This window comes from Algibacter amylolyticus (assembly GCF_014202225.1).
Classification (GTDB): domain Bacteria; phylum Bacteroidota; class Bacteroidia; order Flavobacteriales; family Flavobacteriaceae; genus Algibacter_B; species Algibacter_B amylolyticus.
The window spans coordinates 396604-412036 of sequence record NZ_JACHGE010000003.1 but is presented as its reverse complement, the minus strand read 5'-3'; the positions used below and the strand labels follow the sequence as shown (position 1 = coordinate 412036).

Sequence of the window (15433 nt, the reverse complement as noted above, 5' to 3'; positions counted from 1 at the left end):
TTCCAATTAAAATGTCTTCCATAGTTATAAAAACAAATGTATTGAAAATTTATATTAACGCTTTCGCGGAAGGATAAAAAGGTTTGTTAAAGTTAGGAGCTTTCGTTTAAATACCTGTAAAACGAATTACAAGGATATTAAATTTTGCTCATCATTAAACTTTAGGAAATATTTTAGAAACTTTTAGTTTAAGTACCTTATTTTCGTGCGGTTTAAAAAATTTAAATACTTTCTAAATATTAGAGGTTTAATTATTAAATTGTAACATATAGTTTTATGATAATCTTAAAATCAATGACTATTTCTGTTATTTTATTAGTAAACAACTGTTTAAAGTAACACAATAACTTAGAAGGTTTTAAATAAAAGTGCTTATGACGAATAATATACTTATTGAGGATCAATATAAAAGAACATCTTTATTTGAAAAAGAAAATGTTAATTATCTCGTACATGTATTAAAAAGGTTTAATACGGTACCTAAAATAAATAACATTCAAATTATTACTTCTACTAGTGTACCAAATGTGTTTAAAATTGTACCTAACAAATCTATTATAATAGGGGAGTTATATTTAAGAAATCCTGTTTTAGCCTTAGTATATTTAAGGTATGGTATAGAATGGCAGCTTTGGTATAAGGCCTTAGAAAATAAAAAAGACGATATCGCTTTATGCGACGTAGCAGCCTTTGAAGTTACTCGTATTTTTTACCAACTATTACCTAAAGAAGATAAAGAAAAATTACAAAACCTTGATTATTTTCTGATTAATTTAATTAAAAACGATAGCACTATCGATGTTGATTTTTTACTGAAGAGTAAGGAGTTACAAGCATTTCATGGGTTAACAAGCGGCAATAAAGTATTTAAAGAATCTTGGAAACCTATTGTTGAAAATTTAGCAAAACCTACCGAATATCTATTAATGGCAGGTGGCGATTTTAGATTAAATATAGATGAAGTTGAATTGTTAAATAAGTATGGTTGTCGACCGTTTCCAAGACCAGATGCCTTTACATTTGCATCGTCTACAGCAACTAGTGTTTCTAATTTTGCATTCGATAAAACGGATAAGACTAGAAGTATTTTAATAAAAAACAGTCTTAAAAATGGATTTGAAACTAGTACTACCGATTTTTCGGAGTTACTAAAAACCAATCTTAGAAAAATTTTTAAACTAAACGAAGCTTGCGAAATTATTTTTTCGCCATCGGGAACAGATTCTTCTTTACAAATAGCGGCCATTACCCAAATTATTACCGATAAGGAAATTACTCATGTTTTAGTAGCATCAGACGAGACGGGTAGTGGCGTGTCAGCTGCATTAAAAGGATGTCATTTCGAAAATAATACCGCATTAAATTTTCCTATTACCAAAGGCGAACAAATGGAAGGCTTTAGGGATGTCGATTTAATTAAAATTCCGTTTAGAGATGAAAAAGGGCAATTAAAGTCCACTGAAGCTTTAGACAAAGAAGTGTTTACAGCTATATCAGATACTAATAAATTGGGGCGCCATGTGGTGTTACATGTTATGGATCATTCAAAACTAGGTTATCAATCGCCAAGTAAAAAAATGATGCAGGATTTAAAAAGCATAAAGGATTTATCCATGCAAGTTATTATTGATGCCGCACAATTACGATTAGATCCATCTGATATTCAAAATTATTTAAAAAACGGATATATTGTTAGTATTACTGGTAGTAAGTTCTTTACAGGACCTCCTTATTCAGGAGCCTTAATTTTTCCAGAACGCGTTAGTAAACTAATCGATTGTGTAAAAAGTAAATTACCAAAAGGTTTAGTGCAATATTTTAATGCTTCCGATTGGCCAACATCTTGGATTTGTTCAAAAGATTTATCCGATGGTTTTAATTATGGTTCTTACATGCGATGGAATGCCGCTATGGTAGAAATGGAACGTTATTTTAAAACACCAATCCTGTATAGAAATATGGGTATTGAAATGTTTTGCAATTTTGTTGAAGACTCGATAAACGACGCTCCGTTTTTACAGCCAGTTTACAGTACTGTAACCCGCGCAAATACTTACGATAATAAGGAGTTTGGAATTCGAAATATGCGTAGCATATTCCCGTTTTTTATTCTTAAAAATGAAGATCCTTTGACTGTCGATCAGGTAAAAAAGCTATACAAGTTGCTAAACTCCGATATTTCACAACATTTTGAAGGCACTCCTATTGAAACATTTAGATTGGCTGCACAGAAGTGTCATATTGGGCAGGCTGTAAACGTTAAATATACTAATGGCGTGCAAAGTGCTGTATTACGAATAAGTTTAGGAGCACGAGTAATATCGGAAAGTTGGGTAAACAGAGATATTAGCCTCTTTTTTAGAAATATTGAATCGCAATTAGACCAGATTACGGTTATTATTAAAAAGATAGAATTGATACTTAATAACCCTGAGTTATTAGATTAATAAACAAGGCGTTATTTAGGGTTTAATACCTCGTTTTCTTCATCTGTTAAAAGTCTGGAGTGTATTAAAAAGCGCAATCCTAAAGGTATTTCTAACGAAAAACTAGCACCACGACCTTCTGTTACATCAACAGTTAAATGGGTGTGTTTCCAATATTCAAATTGGTCTTGATTCATATAAAAATTAACACCATGTACGGTGCCTAAAAGGATATCGCTTTCATCTAAATACATATCATATTTTTCAAATAGCATGGGCGCAGAACCATCACAACAGCCACCACTTTGATGAAAAATTAATTCGCCATGTTTCGATTTTAATGTATCTAATACTTTTTTAGCCTTTTCTGTTATTGCAACTCTTTCCATAATTTAAATATATTAAAAAGGCTGAATCTTTAAAATAAATCCAGCCTTTGTGCTATTAATTGGTTTCTACTAAAAAAAGCCTAATTTGTTTTTATCATAAGAAATCAACATGTTTTTTGTTTGGCGATAATAGTTAAGCATCATCACATGGTTTTCTCTACCAAAACCAGATTTTTTATAACCTCCAAAAGGTGCATGCGCTGGGTATGCATGGTAACAGTTTACCCAAACACGACCTGCTTTTATGGCTCTTGGTATTTGATAAAGTTGGTGTGCATCTCGTGTCCAAACACCAGCTCCAAGACCGTATAATGTATCGTTAGCAATTTCTATAGCTTCGGCTTCATCTTTAAACTTTGTAACACAGGCTACAGGACCAAAAATTTCTTCTTGAAAGACTCGCATTTTATTATGACCTTCTAATAAGGTCGGTTTAATATAAAAACCGTTTGCCAAATTACCATCTAGTTTATTAGCAGATCCTCCGGTTAATACTTTTGCGCCTTCCTCTTTACCAATTTTAAAGTACGATTGTATTTTTTGGTATTGATCGTTAGAGGCTTGCGCACCAACCATTGTATTTACATCGTATGGATTGTCTTGAATAATAGCATTTGTTCGTTCAATTACACGCTTCATAAAAGCATCGTAAATATCTTCTTGCACTAAAATTCTAGATGGGCAGGTACACACTTCTCCTTGATTAAAAGCAAACAGAACAGCGCCTTCAATAGCTTTATCTAAATAAGCATCGTCATGATCCATAACCGAATTAAAGAACACGTTTGGCGATTTACCACCAAGTTCCATAGTTACTGGGTTAAGGTTTTTTGATGCATATTGCATAATTAATTGTCCTGTTGTGGTTTCGCCTGTAAAGGCTACTTTATCAACTCTAGAGCTCGATGCTAATGGTTTACCTGCTTCGGGTCCAAAACCATGTATAATATTTACAACACCAGGAGGGAATACATCTGCAATTTTTTCCATAAGTAATGTGGCGGACGATGGTGTTTGTTCTGCAGGTTTTAAAACCACACAATTTCCAGTAACTAAAGCTGGCGGTAATTTCCATGATAACATTAGTAAAGGGAAATTCCACGGAATTATTTGTCCAACAACCCCTAAAGGTTCTTTAATATTCATAGATAAAGTATGCTGGTCTAACTCAGTAGCACTACCTTCTTCCGATCGGATGCAAGCAGCAAAGTAACGCCAGTGGTCTACAGCCAAAGGAATATCGGCATTCAAAGTTTCTCGTATGGGTTTACCGTTATCACAAGTTTCAACCAATGCAAATCCCTCTAAATTAGCCTCTATAATATCAGCCACTTTATTTAATAAGGTAGCACGTTCTGTTGCCGATGTATTACCCCAGGATTCTTTTGCGGCATTGGCAGCATCCAAAGCTAATTCTACATCTTCTTTTTGAGATCGGGGGTATTTAGCAATTAATGAATTATCAATTGGCGATGTATTTTCAAAATACTGCCCACCAATTGGGTCAACAAATTTTCCGTTAATAAAATTGCCATACTTCTCTTTAAACTTAGGTTTCGAATAACTCATGTAATTTCTTATTTAATTAGTAAATTGTTAAAAATTGAATATATAAAATGTGTTATATTTGTTTTTTATAAAGATATTTTATCAAATTCTAATTGTCTTGAACATATTTATTATATTCTTGAACATATCTATTATTTAAACCGTTATGTGCTAAAATTTTGTATTATTGAGTATGAAGTCCATTATTAATCAACATAGAAGTAACAGAAAACTAACCACTTTAGTGGAAAACAGAACGACTTATAATGCTGATTATGCAGAACTTAACATATTTGAAACGCATGCTGTAGCAGAAAAAGTGGCTTTAAAATTCGATTTCCCCATAATAGCTAGTATGCTAACAGGGAAAAAGATTATGCATTTAGAAGGTTTTGAGTCGTTCGATTTTTTTCCGGGAGAATCTGTGGTTATGCCAAGTCGCAAAGAAATGATTATTGACTTTCCTGTGGCCACAAAAAATAAACCAACACAATGTTTAGCACTTGGTATCGATGCCGTAAAAATTAACGAAGTAGTCGAGAAATTTAATGAACATGTGGCCATTGAAAATGAAAATAACACATGGGATTTAGATGCTACATCTTCGCATTTAATTAATAATACCGATGTAAATCACTTAATTGAGCGCCTCACATATACGTTTACAAATAATAATAAATCTAAAGATGTGCTTTTAGATTTAATGATACAAGAATTAATAGTAAGGTTGCTACAAACCAAGGCTAAATCCTTAATTGTTAATAACCAAAATCAGGTATTTAACGACACACGAATTGGCACCGTTATTAAATTTATTAAGGAGAATCTAACCAATAAGGATATTAGTGTAGATTTACTTGCAAAGAAAGCATACATGAGTGCATCGCATTTTCATAAGCAGTTTAAAAACACGCTTGGTGTATCGCCAATAGATTATATTAATTCCGAAAAAATTAAGTTTTCAAAAAAACTTATAAAGGAATGTAAAAACAGTAGAATGTCCGAAATAGCTTTTAAATCTGGCTTTAACAATACCAGTTACTTCAATAGGCAGTTTAAAAAAATGGAAATGATGACACCGCAACAGTTTAAAAAATCTGTTAATCATTAATTAAAACTTTTCTGTATTTTTTTTAAATATGGGTATAGCGCTTTCGCGGAATTGTTAAAAGCACACCATAAGCATAGCAATAAATAATAAGCATTTTAACTATATATTTTATTAAATTTACAGGGTAATTAATTGAAGATATGGGACCACTAGTACATCATGTTTTTTTCTGGCTGAAAAATCCAGAATCTTTAGAAGATAAGCAACAACTTATTGAAGGTATAAAACAATTGAAAACCATCGAGCAAGTGGCCGATATTCATATTGGTGTTCCAGCTTCAACCGAGAAAAGAGATGTTGTTGAAAATAGTTACTCCGTTACCGAAATGCTCATTTTTGCAAATGAACAGGATGAAGCTATATATCAAAAACATAAAATACATCAAGAGTTTGTTGATAAGCACCAACATTTATGGAGCAAAGTCTTAGTTTTTGATAGTAAAAGTGTGTTGTAAAGAATAAGTTTATTATGCCTTTTTTAGTGTTATTAAACTATAGAGTGACACTAAAGCCCAAATACCCTCCAAAATAATAAATGGCCAATATTGTATTAAAATTGAGGCTAAACAAGCCATAGAAGCACCTACAAGATTTAATAATATAAAGGCTAAATGCTTATTGTCTATTTTACCTAAAACATTTAGCAAGTATGCTAAAAGAATTTGGAATACGCCTAAAAAACCAATCCAGTCATCAAAGGTCATTCCAGATTAGTTTAAAAGAAATGATTTTAAATCCTCATAGTTAGAAATTAATGTTGCTTCCTTTTTTCTGCCCTTTACAGCTTGTATTTGCTCTGGTAAAGGTTGCTCTTCTTTAATTACTTCTTCAACTACGTCTAAAAATTTAGTAGGATGTGCGGTTTCTAAAAATACACAATGTGCATTCGGATTTTGCTCTAAATGCGATTTACAGCCTAAATATCCAACTGCGCCATGAGGATCGGCAACATAATTGTAATTATTATAAATTTCTAACATGGCTTCGCGAGTTTCATCATCAGAAAAACTGTAAGACGACACGTTTTCTTTTAAGGTTTCAAATTGGTTTTTATAAATTTCTTGAATACGAATAAAGTTACTTGGAGCACCAACATCCATAGCATTACTAATTGTTTGTACAGATGGTTTTGGTTCGTATAACTCCGAAATTAGATAGCGTGTAACAACATTGTTTGCATTATTGGACGCTACAAAATGCTTAATTGGTAAACCTAGTTGTTGTGCCATCATACCAGCACATACATTACCAAAATTCCCACTAGGTACCGAAAAAACAATCTCTTTATTGCTAGCTTTAAGTTGTTTATACGCAAACATAAAGTAGAATAATTGCGGTAACCAACGTGCTACATTAATGGAATTGGCAGAGGTTAACTGCATTTGGCTTGTTAACGCTTCATCTAAAAATGCTGTTTTTACCATGGCTTGACAATCATCAAACGTGCCATTAACTTCTAAAGCTTTAATATTTTGACCTAAAGTAGTTAATTGCATTTCTTGAATATCACTCACTTTTCCGCTAGGGTAGAGTATAACAACATTTACACCTTTAACACCTAAAAATCCATTGGCAACAGCTCCTCCCGTATCACCAGAAGTGGCAACTAAAACGGTAACTTCGTTTGTGTTATCTTTATTAAAATAGCCTAAACAACGCGCCATAAAACGCGCACCAACATCTTTAAAGGCCATGGTTGGACCATGAAATAACTCTAAAGTTGAAATGCTCTCGTTTAGCTTTACAACAGGAAAATCAAAAGACAATGTTTCGCTAACAATAGTTTTTAAAACGTCTTCTGGAATTTCTGGAGATACAAATTGTTTTATAGCTTCAAACGCAATTTCAGAATACGATAAATTATCAAAATTATCCCAAAACGATTGTGGTAATGGTGTTATGCTTTCAGGAAAGTATAAGCCTTTATCTGGCGCTAGTCCTTTAATAACCGCATCTTTAAACGTTGTTTTTGGAGCTTGATGATTTAGTGAGTAGTAATTCATTGTTTTAATAAGTTGACCGAAGACCTTTGACGGAAGACGGGTGTTATTTGGTTTTCAATAAAGAAAATTTATTTTTATTTTTTTAATTTTTAAACTCTAATAGAGCAAGAATTTTGTTAATGAGAATGAGCATTCTAGCTAATTATCTTAACGCCTTCATTATTAATTTTAGTAACATGTATTTCAAAAGCAATATCGGTTTTGGAATAAATAGCAGCCATAGCTTCTTTAACTTTAGTTGCTGTTTCTAAACCTTTGCTTAACGAAAATATGGACGGACCAGAACCTGAAATTCCAGCTCCTAGAGCACCAGCATGTAATGCAGCTTGTTTAACCTCATTAAAGTGCGGAATTAGTTGGCTTCTGTAAGGTTCTACAATAACATCGTTTAACGAGTTGCTAATTAAATTATAATCGCTAGTATGTAAAGCGTGCACTAAACTTCCTAAGTTTGCCCATTGCTCTATAGCATCACTTAATGGTACTTCTTTTGGCAATACAGCTCTAGACTCCGATGTTTTAATTTCTATTTGGGGGTGTATAATTGTAGCAAACAAATCATTTGGAGATGGTATTTCTAAAATTTGTAAAGGCGAAATACTTTTTACTAAAGTAAAACCACCAAAAAGAGCGGGAGCGAGGTTGTCTGCATGTTCGCATTTACTCGCTATTGCTTCACCTTTAATGGCAAATTCTGTTAATTGTGTTTTGTTAAATGGTCTTCCAATAAGTTCATTCATTCCAAATACGCTACCAACAGCACTTGCAGCGCTACTTCCAATACCGCTTCCTGGTTTTATGTTTTTATAAATTTCAATTTCGAAACCAAAATCAACATCAATGGCATTGTACATGGCTAATGCCGATACACCAGCAACGTTTAATTCGGTCTCAAATGGTAAATCGAAATTCTCAATTTTAGTAATATGAATTCCTTTTTTATCGGTTTTTCTTATCACCATGTCATCGCCAACACTATCTAAGCAAAACCCTAAAACATCGAAACCACATGCTACATTAGCTACTGTTGCCGGAGAAAATATTTTTATTTCGTTCATTACAAAAGTTCTTTTGTCATTTCCGCAAAGGCGGAAATCTAATCAAGCAAACCGCTTAATTGTTTAATCGTTTCCTAGCCTAATAATGTCTGCAAATAAACCAGAAGCCGTAACTTCTGCACCTGCTCCGGCACCTTTAATAATCATAGGTTGCTTAGCATAGCGTTCTGTGTAGAACATAACAATATTATCGCTTCCTTCCAAATTATAAAATGGGTGTCCTTCTGGAATTTCTTGTAAGCTCACGCTTGCTTTTCCGTTATCGAACTTGGCTACATATTTTAATTGGCAGTTGTTTGCTTTAGCCGAAGCGTATAAGCTTTGGTAATGCGCTTCGTCTGCAATTAAAGTTTTGTAAAAATCATCTACAGAATCACTTTTTAATCCAGCTTGCGATAAGAATGATGTGTTTTCAATGTCTTCTAAATTCATTTTAACACCACTTTCTCTAGCCAAAATTAAAATTTTACGGGCAACATCTACACCGCTTAAATCAATTCTTGGATCTGGTTCTGTATAGCCTTCAGCTCCAGCTTGTTTTACCACATCGTAAAACTTAGTTTTATCTGTAAAGTTGTTAAATACAAAGTTTAAACTTCCAGATAATACCGCTTGTATTGAGTTTACTTTATCGCCAGAAGCAATTAAATTATTTAAGGTGTCTATAACAGGTAAACCTGCACCAACATTAGTTTCAAAAAGAAAAGGTGCGTTATATTTTAAAGATAATTGCTTAAGGTTTTTATAATTTTTAAATTCACTTGAACAAGCTATTTTATTACAGGCCACTATACCAATACTCTCTTTTAAATATTGAGCATATAAATCGGCAACATTCGCATTTGCTGTTACATCAACAAAAATACTGTTACGTAAATTTAAGGCTTTAGTATTTTCAAAAAAGCCTTGTAACGATGCTTTTTCGCCTTGTGCTAATTGCTCTTTCCAATTTTTTAAATCGATTCCATCTTCATTAAAAATCATGTGTCTAGAATTCGATAATCCAGCAACACGTAGTTTAATTTTAAGGTTGTCCTTTAAGTATTTTTTCTGTTGTTTAATTTGTTCTACCAAACGTTCTCCAACATTTCCAACACCCGTTATAAAGACATTAATTTGTTTTGTTTTAGACTCGAAAAACTGCTCGTGTAAGGTGTTTAAAGCTTTTTTAACATCTTTTTCGTTAATAACCGCTGTTATATTTTTTTCTGAAGCACCTTGAGCAATGGCTCTAATATTAATATTATTTTTCCCTAAAGTACTAAACATTTTACCGCTAATACCTTGGTGGTTTTTCATGCTATCGCCAACTAAGGCAATTATAGATAATCCTGTTTCAACAATAATAGGTTCTATTTTGCCTAAAGCAATTTCATTTTCAAAAGCGGTATCAATTGCTGTTTTTGCAGTTTCGGCTTCTTTATGTTCAATTCCTAAGCAAATAGAATGCTCTGAAGAGGCTTGAGTAATCATAATCACGTTTATTTTTTCTTGTGATAATGTTTCAAACAAACGTTTTGAAAATCCCGGAATGCCAACCATTCCTGTACCTTCTAAAGTCAATAATGCAATATTGCTAATATTACTTATACCTTTTACTGGCGAACTTGATGTTGTTTCTTCATTAGAAATTATAGTTCCTACAGCACTCGGCTCTAAAGTGTTTTTTATATGAATAGGAATTTCTAGACTTAACACAGGTTGAACCGTTGGTGGATATAATACTTTGGCACCAAAATGCGATAATTCCATAGCTTCTTGATATGAAATTTTATCGATTGGATAAGCTTGTTTTACTAATTTAGGATTGGTTGTAAACATACCGCTTACATCCGTCCAAATTTCTAATTGTTCAACATGTAGTGCTGCAGCAATTATAGCTGCCGTAAAATCTGAACCACCACGACCTAGCGTTGTTATTTCTCCTAGTTTAGATTTAGAAATAAACCCAGGAAGAATTGTTATTTTTTGATTAGCAGATTTAAAATACTCACGAATATTAGTATTTGTAACTGTATAATCAACCTCGGCTTTAGTAAAGTTGGAATTTGTAACTATAAGCTCTTGTGAATTTTTAACATCGGCAGATAAACTTCTGTTTTTCATAGTTTCTGCTATGATAAAAGATGATAATAATTCACCAAAGCTAACAAGCTTATCTGATGTTTTAGGAGATAATTCATTAATTAAATAAATACCTTCTAATAAACTTTTTAGGCTTTCAAGTTTATTCTCAACAAACTCCAAAATAGCAGTATGGTTGTCTGGATTAAGCTCTTTAATAATGTTAAAATGTCTGTCTTTTATACCTTCAAACGTTTCTAAAAAGGCTTCCTCTTTATTTTGCGCTTGTTTACCTGCTAAAAGTAATTTATCTGTAATGCCACCAACCGCAGAAACTACGCAAGCTATAGTATCAGTTTTACTATAATCTACTAGTATGTTAATAACGTTATTTATATTTTTTGAAGAGCCTACTGAAGTACCTCCGAATTTTAAAACTTTCATGTTTTAATGTCTTATATAATTAAAAATAATAGTTGAGATGTTGTAATTTTTTAAAATTACAAAAAAAGTGTGCGGAATATATATAACTAGTAACCCCAAAGGGTTGTAGTATTTGTAATTGTACCAAAAATAGATGTAGTTCCTTTTACTAGAAAAGAAACAGTTTGAAGTGTATTTTGGTTGAAATGATTCATTATAGTTATATAATACCCATCAAAAGTATTACTTTTAGGCTTATAAAAAAACTAAAATAACTTTTTTACAATATTCTTATCTTCAATCGCTATTCGTTTAAAAAAAACGACAAATTGCAATAAGAATTGAAAAATCTATAATAACACATGAAACTTCCATAACGAAAAGTTAAATCTTAACATTCAAACTATGTGGAAGCTATATGTGACCTTTAAAATATAATTAAAAAGAACAAATGAAACTATTTTCTAAAGAACAGATTTACGAAGGAGATAAACTAACGGCTGAAAGACAAAATATTACCTCAACCGAATTAATGGAGCGTGCTGGTACGCAAATTTTTAATTGGATTCATGCACGAATGCAAGGAGCACAAGTACCTATTCATGTGTTTTGCGGAATTGGCAATAATGGAGGCGATGGCCTTGTTTTAGCGCGACATTTAATAACGCATGGTTATAATGTAAATACTTTTATAATTAATTGTAGCGATAAGCGATCCAAAGATTTTTTGGTGAATTATGATAGAATTAAGAATGTGACTAAAAAATGGCCTGTTCTTTTAAATTGTGCCGAAGATTTTCCTTCGATAAACCCTGAAGATATAATAGTTGATGCCATTTTTGGTATAGGATTAAATAGACCTGTAGATGAATGGGTTAAACAATTGTTTTTACATTTTAGAGCTAGTAAAGCGTTTACTTTGGCTATTGATATCCCTTCGGGATTATTTCCTGATAAGGCTATTGAAGATGAAGATGCTGTAGTTTGGGCGGGGTATACTTTAAGTTTTGCATCGCCAAAATTGGTGTTCTTTTTGCCAGAAACTGCTAAATACACAGTGCAATGGGAAGTCTTGGATATAGGCTTAGATAAAGAGTTTTTGTATACCACTCAAACCGAAGTAGAACTTATTGGTAAACACGAGGTATTATCTAATTACATTCCTAGAGAAAAATATTCGCATAAAGGGCAATTTGGCCATACGTTAATAGTTGGCGGTAGTTATGGTAAAATTGGAGCTGTTACACTGGCTAGTAGAGCTGCGTTGTCTTCGGGTGCAGGATTAGTTTCTGCATTTGTACCAAAATGTGGGTATTATCCATTACAAACAGCTTTTCCTGAAGCGATGGTAATTACGGATAGCGATGAAGAAAAGATTACTAACATTAAATTTAATATAGAACCAACTGTTATAGCTTTTGGAATAGGAGCAGGGACAGATAAGGATACTGCTAGTGCATTTGAAGCCTTTTTAAAAACCAACAAAGCGCCTTTGGTTATTGATGCCGATGGAATTAATTTACTGGCTAAAAAGAAATCTTTATTAAAACTTTTACCTGAAGCTACAATTTTAACGCCGCATCCAAGAGAATTAGAGCGTTTAATGGGAACCTGGAAAGATGATTTTGATAAGCTTAAAAAAGTTAAAGCGTTTTCGAAAAAGCATAAAGTAATAGTTATTATAAAAGGCGCTAATAGTATTACGATATTTGATGATAAATTATATGTAAATACTACAGGAAACTCTGGATTATCTACAGCGGGTAGTGGCGATGTTTTAACGGGTATTATTGCGGGTTTAGTGTCGCAAGGGTATAATCCTTTGGTTGCTGCTATTTTTGGCGTGTATTTACATGGTAAATCGGCAGATATAGCTGTTGAAGATTTTGGATATCAAAGTTTAATAGCTAGCCATGTTATAGATTATTTAGGTGAAGCCTATTTAGATTTATTTAAACAACCTGAACAACCACCTCAACAAGAAGAGGGAGCAAAACAGCAAGCCCAATAGCTATAAAAAGAAAAAGCCCTCACTAAAGTTTTAAACTTTAGTGAGGGCTTTTTTTATAACGAAATTAGCGTTTAAATATTCAGCTCGTTAAACAATTCGATTAACTGAGGGCTTGAAGGTCTCGGTGCATTAGCATCTACAATATTGCCTTGTGGGTCCACTAAAATAAATTTTGGAATACCTTGAATTTGGTAGTCTTGTATAAAAGCAGAAGTCCAATCGCTATCTGCGAATAATTGAATGCCACCTAAATCTTTTTCAACCACCATCGTTTTCCATTTTTCGTAATCTCTATCCTTATCAATAGAAATACTTACAAACTCAATGTTTTTACCAAAATATTGTTTTTCAATTTTTTGTAAATGTGGTATTTGTTGGATGCAAGGTCCGCACCAAGTAGCCCAAACATCGATATAAACATACTTTCCTTTTAAATCTTCTAAAGATGTTTTACCACCAGAATGATTTTCGTAATTAGTAAATTTAGGCGATGGTTTCCCCTTTTTTAATGCAGTAAGCTTGTTGTATTTTTCAGTTACAGTAGTGTTGTTTTTTTCGTTAGTAGAATTCTTTAAAAAAGTGTTATATAAAGCATCTACATCATTTGAATACGTTAGGTTGAAGTTTACGAACTCAAATAATAAAGTGTTTTTTATCGGTTCACTTTCTACGGCACTTACGGTTTTAAGAAATGCTAAATCGTAAGCAATAGAATCTTTAGTTTGTAATTCGCGAGCTTTACTAGCATAATGATCGTTAACAATACCTTTGTAATGACTAGAAAACTCAAAATCTTCGGCATTTGAAAAATCCATACCATCTAAATCATTTAAGAAGTCTTCTGAAACTTTAAAGTCATTATTTTTTGTAAAGTATTGATGCGCTCTTTCAAAATTACTAAGGCTGCTTAAATAGCCATAATTAATGCTTCTTTTTTCTTTTGAAATAAAATCTGAAGGTAAATCTTTAGCATTACTTAAAATATTCTTCTGGGTGTTTTTAAACTCTAACATTTTAGCTTTATAACTAGCTTCGTCAAGTACAAAAATTTCTGCACTTTTTTTGGCAAGCTCCATTTCTGCTTTTCTTTTGGCTACAAAATAGTTGTTTATTTTAGAGCCATTACCCGAAATTGCAATAGTATTATCAAAATTTGTAGCATCGTAAGTTATATTTAAATTAAAGCCTGGAGCTAAATTTAAAAACACTGGATTTTTACCGTCATACAATACATAAGATTTTATGTCTGTGCTTAAAGTATCAGTAAAAGTACCATCTGCAGCAACTTTTATAGGCGCTGAAAAAGTACGATCTTCGCTGTTAATGGTAAGTTCTCCGGGTTGCTTGTTTGTTATTTTTCCAGAAATAATCGCATGATTTTCGGTTGCAGTTTTTATTTCTTTTTTGCAATTAAATACGCTAATTGCAAGCGCTATTAAAAGTAGTTTTTTCATTGTTATAGGTTTTCAGGATTCAAAAATAGAAAATACCTGAGTTTTGTATGTTAAATTGATTTTTAATTAACATTTATTATAAATGTAGGGTTATAGTTTATGCGTTAGCTTTTCATAGTCTACAATTTCTGGAATAATATTTAAGGCAAACAGTTCTTTTTGAACATTCATAACGGTTTCTTTTTCTATTAGTGTTTGCGACCATTCCGTAAGTCCTAACCATTCTTGCACATCTTCTAATTTTTGTTCGTAACGATTTGCAATGGTTTTATCAATATTAGGAATGTCTTTAAAATCTGAAGTAGTTTGATTAATAATGTCTAAAATGGTTTTTAACTCTTCACTATTATTCTCAATAAATTCATTTCTAACAGCTATAACAAAACATGGCCAAGGAGATGGGCAGTTGTCTATACGTCTAAACACACCATTATCTACTATGGGCTTTGTTGTGAATTTTTCCCATAAAAAATAATCAGCTTGTCCATCGGTTAATCCTTCAACTGCGCCATCAAGGTTTTTTATAACTTCAAAATCTAAATCTTGGTCCAAATCCCAATTATGATTTTCGGCATTTATGTAAGCCATTAAATGAGATCCAGAACCATATCTGCTAATAGCAGCCTTAGTACCTTTTAAATCTTCTACGTTTGTGTAGTCTGAATTGTGAGCCACATGCACACCCCAAATTAGTGGAGTCTCCACGTAAGTCTGCACAATTTTACTAGGGTTGCCATCTATAATATCTTTTATAATACCTTCGGTTAAAATAACAGCAATATCAATATCGCCATCTCTAAGGGCTTTACACATGGCACCTGTTCCGCCGTAATAATCGTGCCAACGTAGGTTTATGTTTTTGTCTTTGTATTCGCCATTTTTAAGCGTTAAGTACCAAGCTAAATTAAAATGCTCTGGCACACCGCCAATATTAACTTTCTTCATT

12 protein-coding genes are annotated in these 15433 nt (G+C 32.5%); 4 read left to right on the top strand and 8 right to left on the bottom strand.

The features are described from left to right. Positions 1–374: 374 nt before the first annotated feature. Entirely contained in the window at positions 375–2447 is a 2073-nt protein-coding gene (locus HNQ90_RS09445) for a hypothetical protein (protein WP_144118014.1), read from the top strand. A gap of 11 nt (positions 2448–2458) precedes the next feature. Here HNQ90_RS09445 and HNQ90_RS09440 read toward each other — a convergent pair whose 3' ends face one another. Both HNQ90_RS09440 and HNQ90_RS09435 read right to left on the bottom strand, forming a co-directional pair. Further along, positions 2459–2815, bottom strand: a complete 357-nt coding sequence (locus HNQ90_RS09440) for a DUF779 domain-containing protein (RefSeq protein ID WP_144118013.1) — start codon at positions 2813–2815, stop codon at positions 2459–2461. A 69-nt stretch (positions 2816–2884) separates the two neighbouring features. Next, positions 2885–4384 carry an aldehyde dehydrogenase family protein gene (locus HNQ90_RS09435; protein ID WP_144118012.1) on the bottom strand — a complete coding sequence of 500 codons (1500 nt, stop codon included), beginning with the start codon at positions 4382–4384 and terminating at the stop codon, positions 2885–2887. A 172-nt stretch (positions 4385–4556) separates the two neighbouring features. Here HNQ90_RS09435 and HNQ90_RS09430 point away from each other — a divergent pair, with 172 nt between their 5' ends. Both HNQ90_RS09430 and HNQ90_RS09425 read left to right on the top strand, forming a co-directional pair. Beyond that, positions 4557–5474 carry an AraC family transcriptional regulator gene (locus HNQ90_RS09430; RefSeq protein ID WP_144118011.1) on the top strand — a complete coding sequence of 306 codons (918 nt, stop codon included), beginning with the start codon at positions 4557–4559 and terminating at the stop codon, positions 5472–5474. Between the two features lie 140 nt (positions 5475–5614). Further along, the gene (locus HNQ90_RS09425) at positions 5615–5929 is read left to right on the top strand and encodes a Dabb family protein (protein ID WP_144118010.1); all 315 of its coding nucleotides are present in this window, start codon (positions 5615–5617) and stop codon (positions 5927–5929) included. Between the two features lie 12 nt (positions 5930–5941). Here the strand turns inward: HNQ90_RS09425 and HNQ90_RS09420 are convergent, their stop codons facing one another. The 4 genes from HNQ90_RS09420 to thrA form a co-directional block, all read right to left on the bottom strand. Further along, positions 5942–6178, bottom strand: coding sequence for a CBU_0592 family membrane protein (locus HNQ90_RS09420; RefSeq protein ID WP_144118009.1), 237 nt, complete (start codon positions 6176–6178; stop codon positions 5942–5944). Positions 6179–6184: 6 nt separating this feature from the next. After that, positions 6185–7477, bottom strand: coding sequence for a threonine synthase (thrC, locus tag HNQ90_RS09415; RefSeq protein WP_144118008.1), 1293 nt, complete (start codon positions 7475–7477; stop codon positions 6185–6187). A 134-nt stretch (positions 7478–7611) separates the two neighbouring features. Then, positions 7612–8535, bottom strand: coding sequence for a homoserine kinase (locus tag HNQ90_RS09410; protein ID WP_144118007.1), 924 nt, complete (start codon positions 8533–8535; stop codon positions 7612–7614). A gap of 63 nt (positions 8536–8598) precedes the next feature. Continuing rightward, entirely contained in the window at positions 8599–11043 is a 2445-nt protein-coding gene (gene thrA / locus HNQ90_RS09405; protein ID WP_144118006.1) for a bifunctional aspartate kinase/homoserine dehydrogenase I, read from the bottom strand. Between the two features lie 430 nt (positions 11044–11473). Between thrA and HNQ90_RS09400 the strand changes: the two genes are divergently transcribed. After that, positions 11474–13033 carry an NAD(P)H-hydrate dehydratase gene (locus HNQ90_RS09400; protein WP_144118005.1) on the top strand — a complete coding sequence of 520 codons (1560 nt, stop codon included), beginning with the start codon at positions 11474–11476 and terminating at the stop codon, positions 13031–13033. A gap of 71 nt (positions 13034–13104) precedes the next feature. On the opposite strand, the gene HNQ90_RS09395 is transcribed toward HNQ90_RS09400, so the two are convergent. Together HNQ90_RS09395 and HNQ90_RS09390 are read right to left on the bottom strand one after the other, a co-directional pair. Next, a complete protein-coding gene (locus HNQ90_RS09395) occupies positions 13105–14487 on the bottom strand; it encodes a TlpA family protein disulfide reductase (RefSeq protein ID WP_144118004.1) in 1383 nt (460 codons plus the stop codon). Between the two features lie 90 nt (positions 14488–14577). Beyond that, the gene (locus HNQ90_RS09390) at positions 14578–15432 is read right to left on the bottom strand and encodes a substrate-binding domain-containing protein (RefSeq protein WP_144118003.1); all 855 of its coding nucleotides are present in this window, start codon (positions 15430–15432) and stop codon (positions 14578–14580) included. Between the last annotated feature and the right edge of the window lies 1 nt (position 15433).

Coding starts and splice junctions, on each gene's coding strand:
- HNQ90_RS09445 (WP_144118014.1), top strand. CDS start 375: ATGACGAATAATATACTTATTGAGGATCAATATAAAAGAACATCTTTA.
- HNQ90_RS09440 (WP_144118013.1), bottom strand. CDS start 2,815: ATGGAAAGAGTTGCAATAACAGAAAAGGCTAAAAAAGTATTAGATACA.
- HNQ90_RS09435 (WP_144118012.1), bottom strand. CDS start 4,384: ATGAGTTATTCGAAACCTAAGTTTAAAGAGAAGTATGGCAATTTTATT.
- HNQ90_RS09430 (WP_144118011.1), top strand. CDS start 4,557: ATGAAGTCCATTATTAATCAACATAGAAGTAACAGAAAACTAACCACT.
- HNQ90_RS09425 (WP_144118010.1), top strand. CDS start 5,615: ATGGGACCACTAGTACATCATGTTTTTTTCTGGCTGAAAAATCCAGAA.
- HNQ90_RS09420 (WP_144118009.1), bottom strand. CDS start 6,178: ATGACCTTTGATGACTGGATTGGTTTTTTAGGCGTATTCCAAATTCTT.
- thrC (WP_144118008.1), bottom strand. CDS start 7,477: ATGAATTACTACTCACTAAATCATCAAGCTCCAAAAACAACGTTTAAA.
- HNQ90_RS09410 (WP_144118007.1), bottom strand. CDS start 8,535: ATGAACGAAATAAAAATATTTTCTCCGGCAACAGTAGCTAATGTAGCA.
- thrA (WP_144118006.1), bottom strand. CDS start 11,043: ATGAAAGTTTTAAAATTCGGAGGTACTTCAGTAGGCTCTTCAAAAAAT.
- HNQ90_RS09400 (WP_144118005.1), top strand. CDS start 11,474: ATGAAACTATTTTCTAAAGAACAGATTTACGAAGGAGATAAACTAACG.
- HNQ90_RS09395 (WP_144118004.1), bottom strand. CDS start 14,487: ATGAAAAAACTACTTTTAATAGCGCTTGCAATTAGCGTATTTAATTGC.
- HNQ90_RS09390 (WP_144118003.1), bottom strand. CDS start 15,432: ATGAAGAAAGTTAATATTGGCGGTGTGCCAGAGCATTTTAATTTAGCT.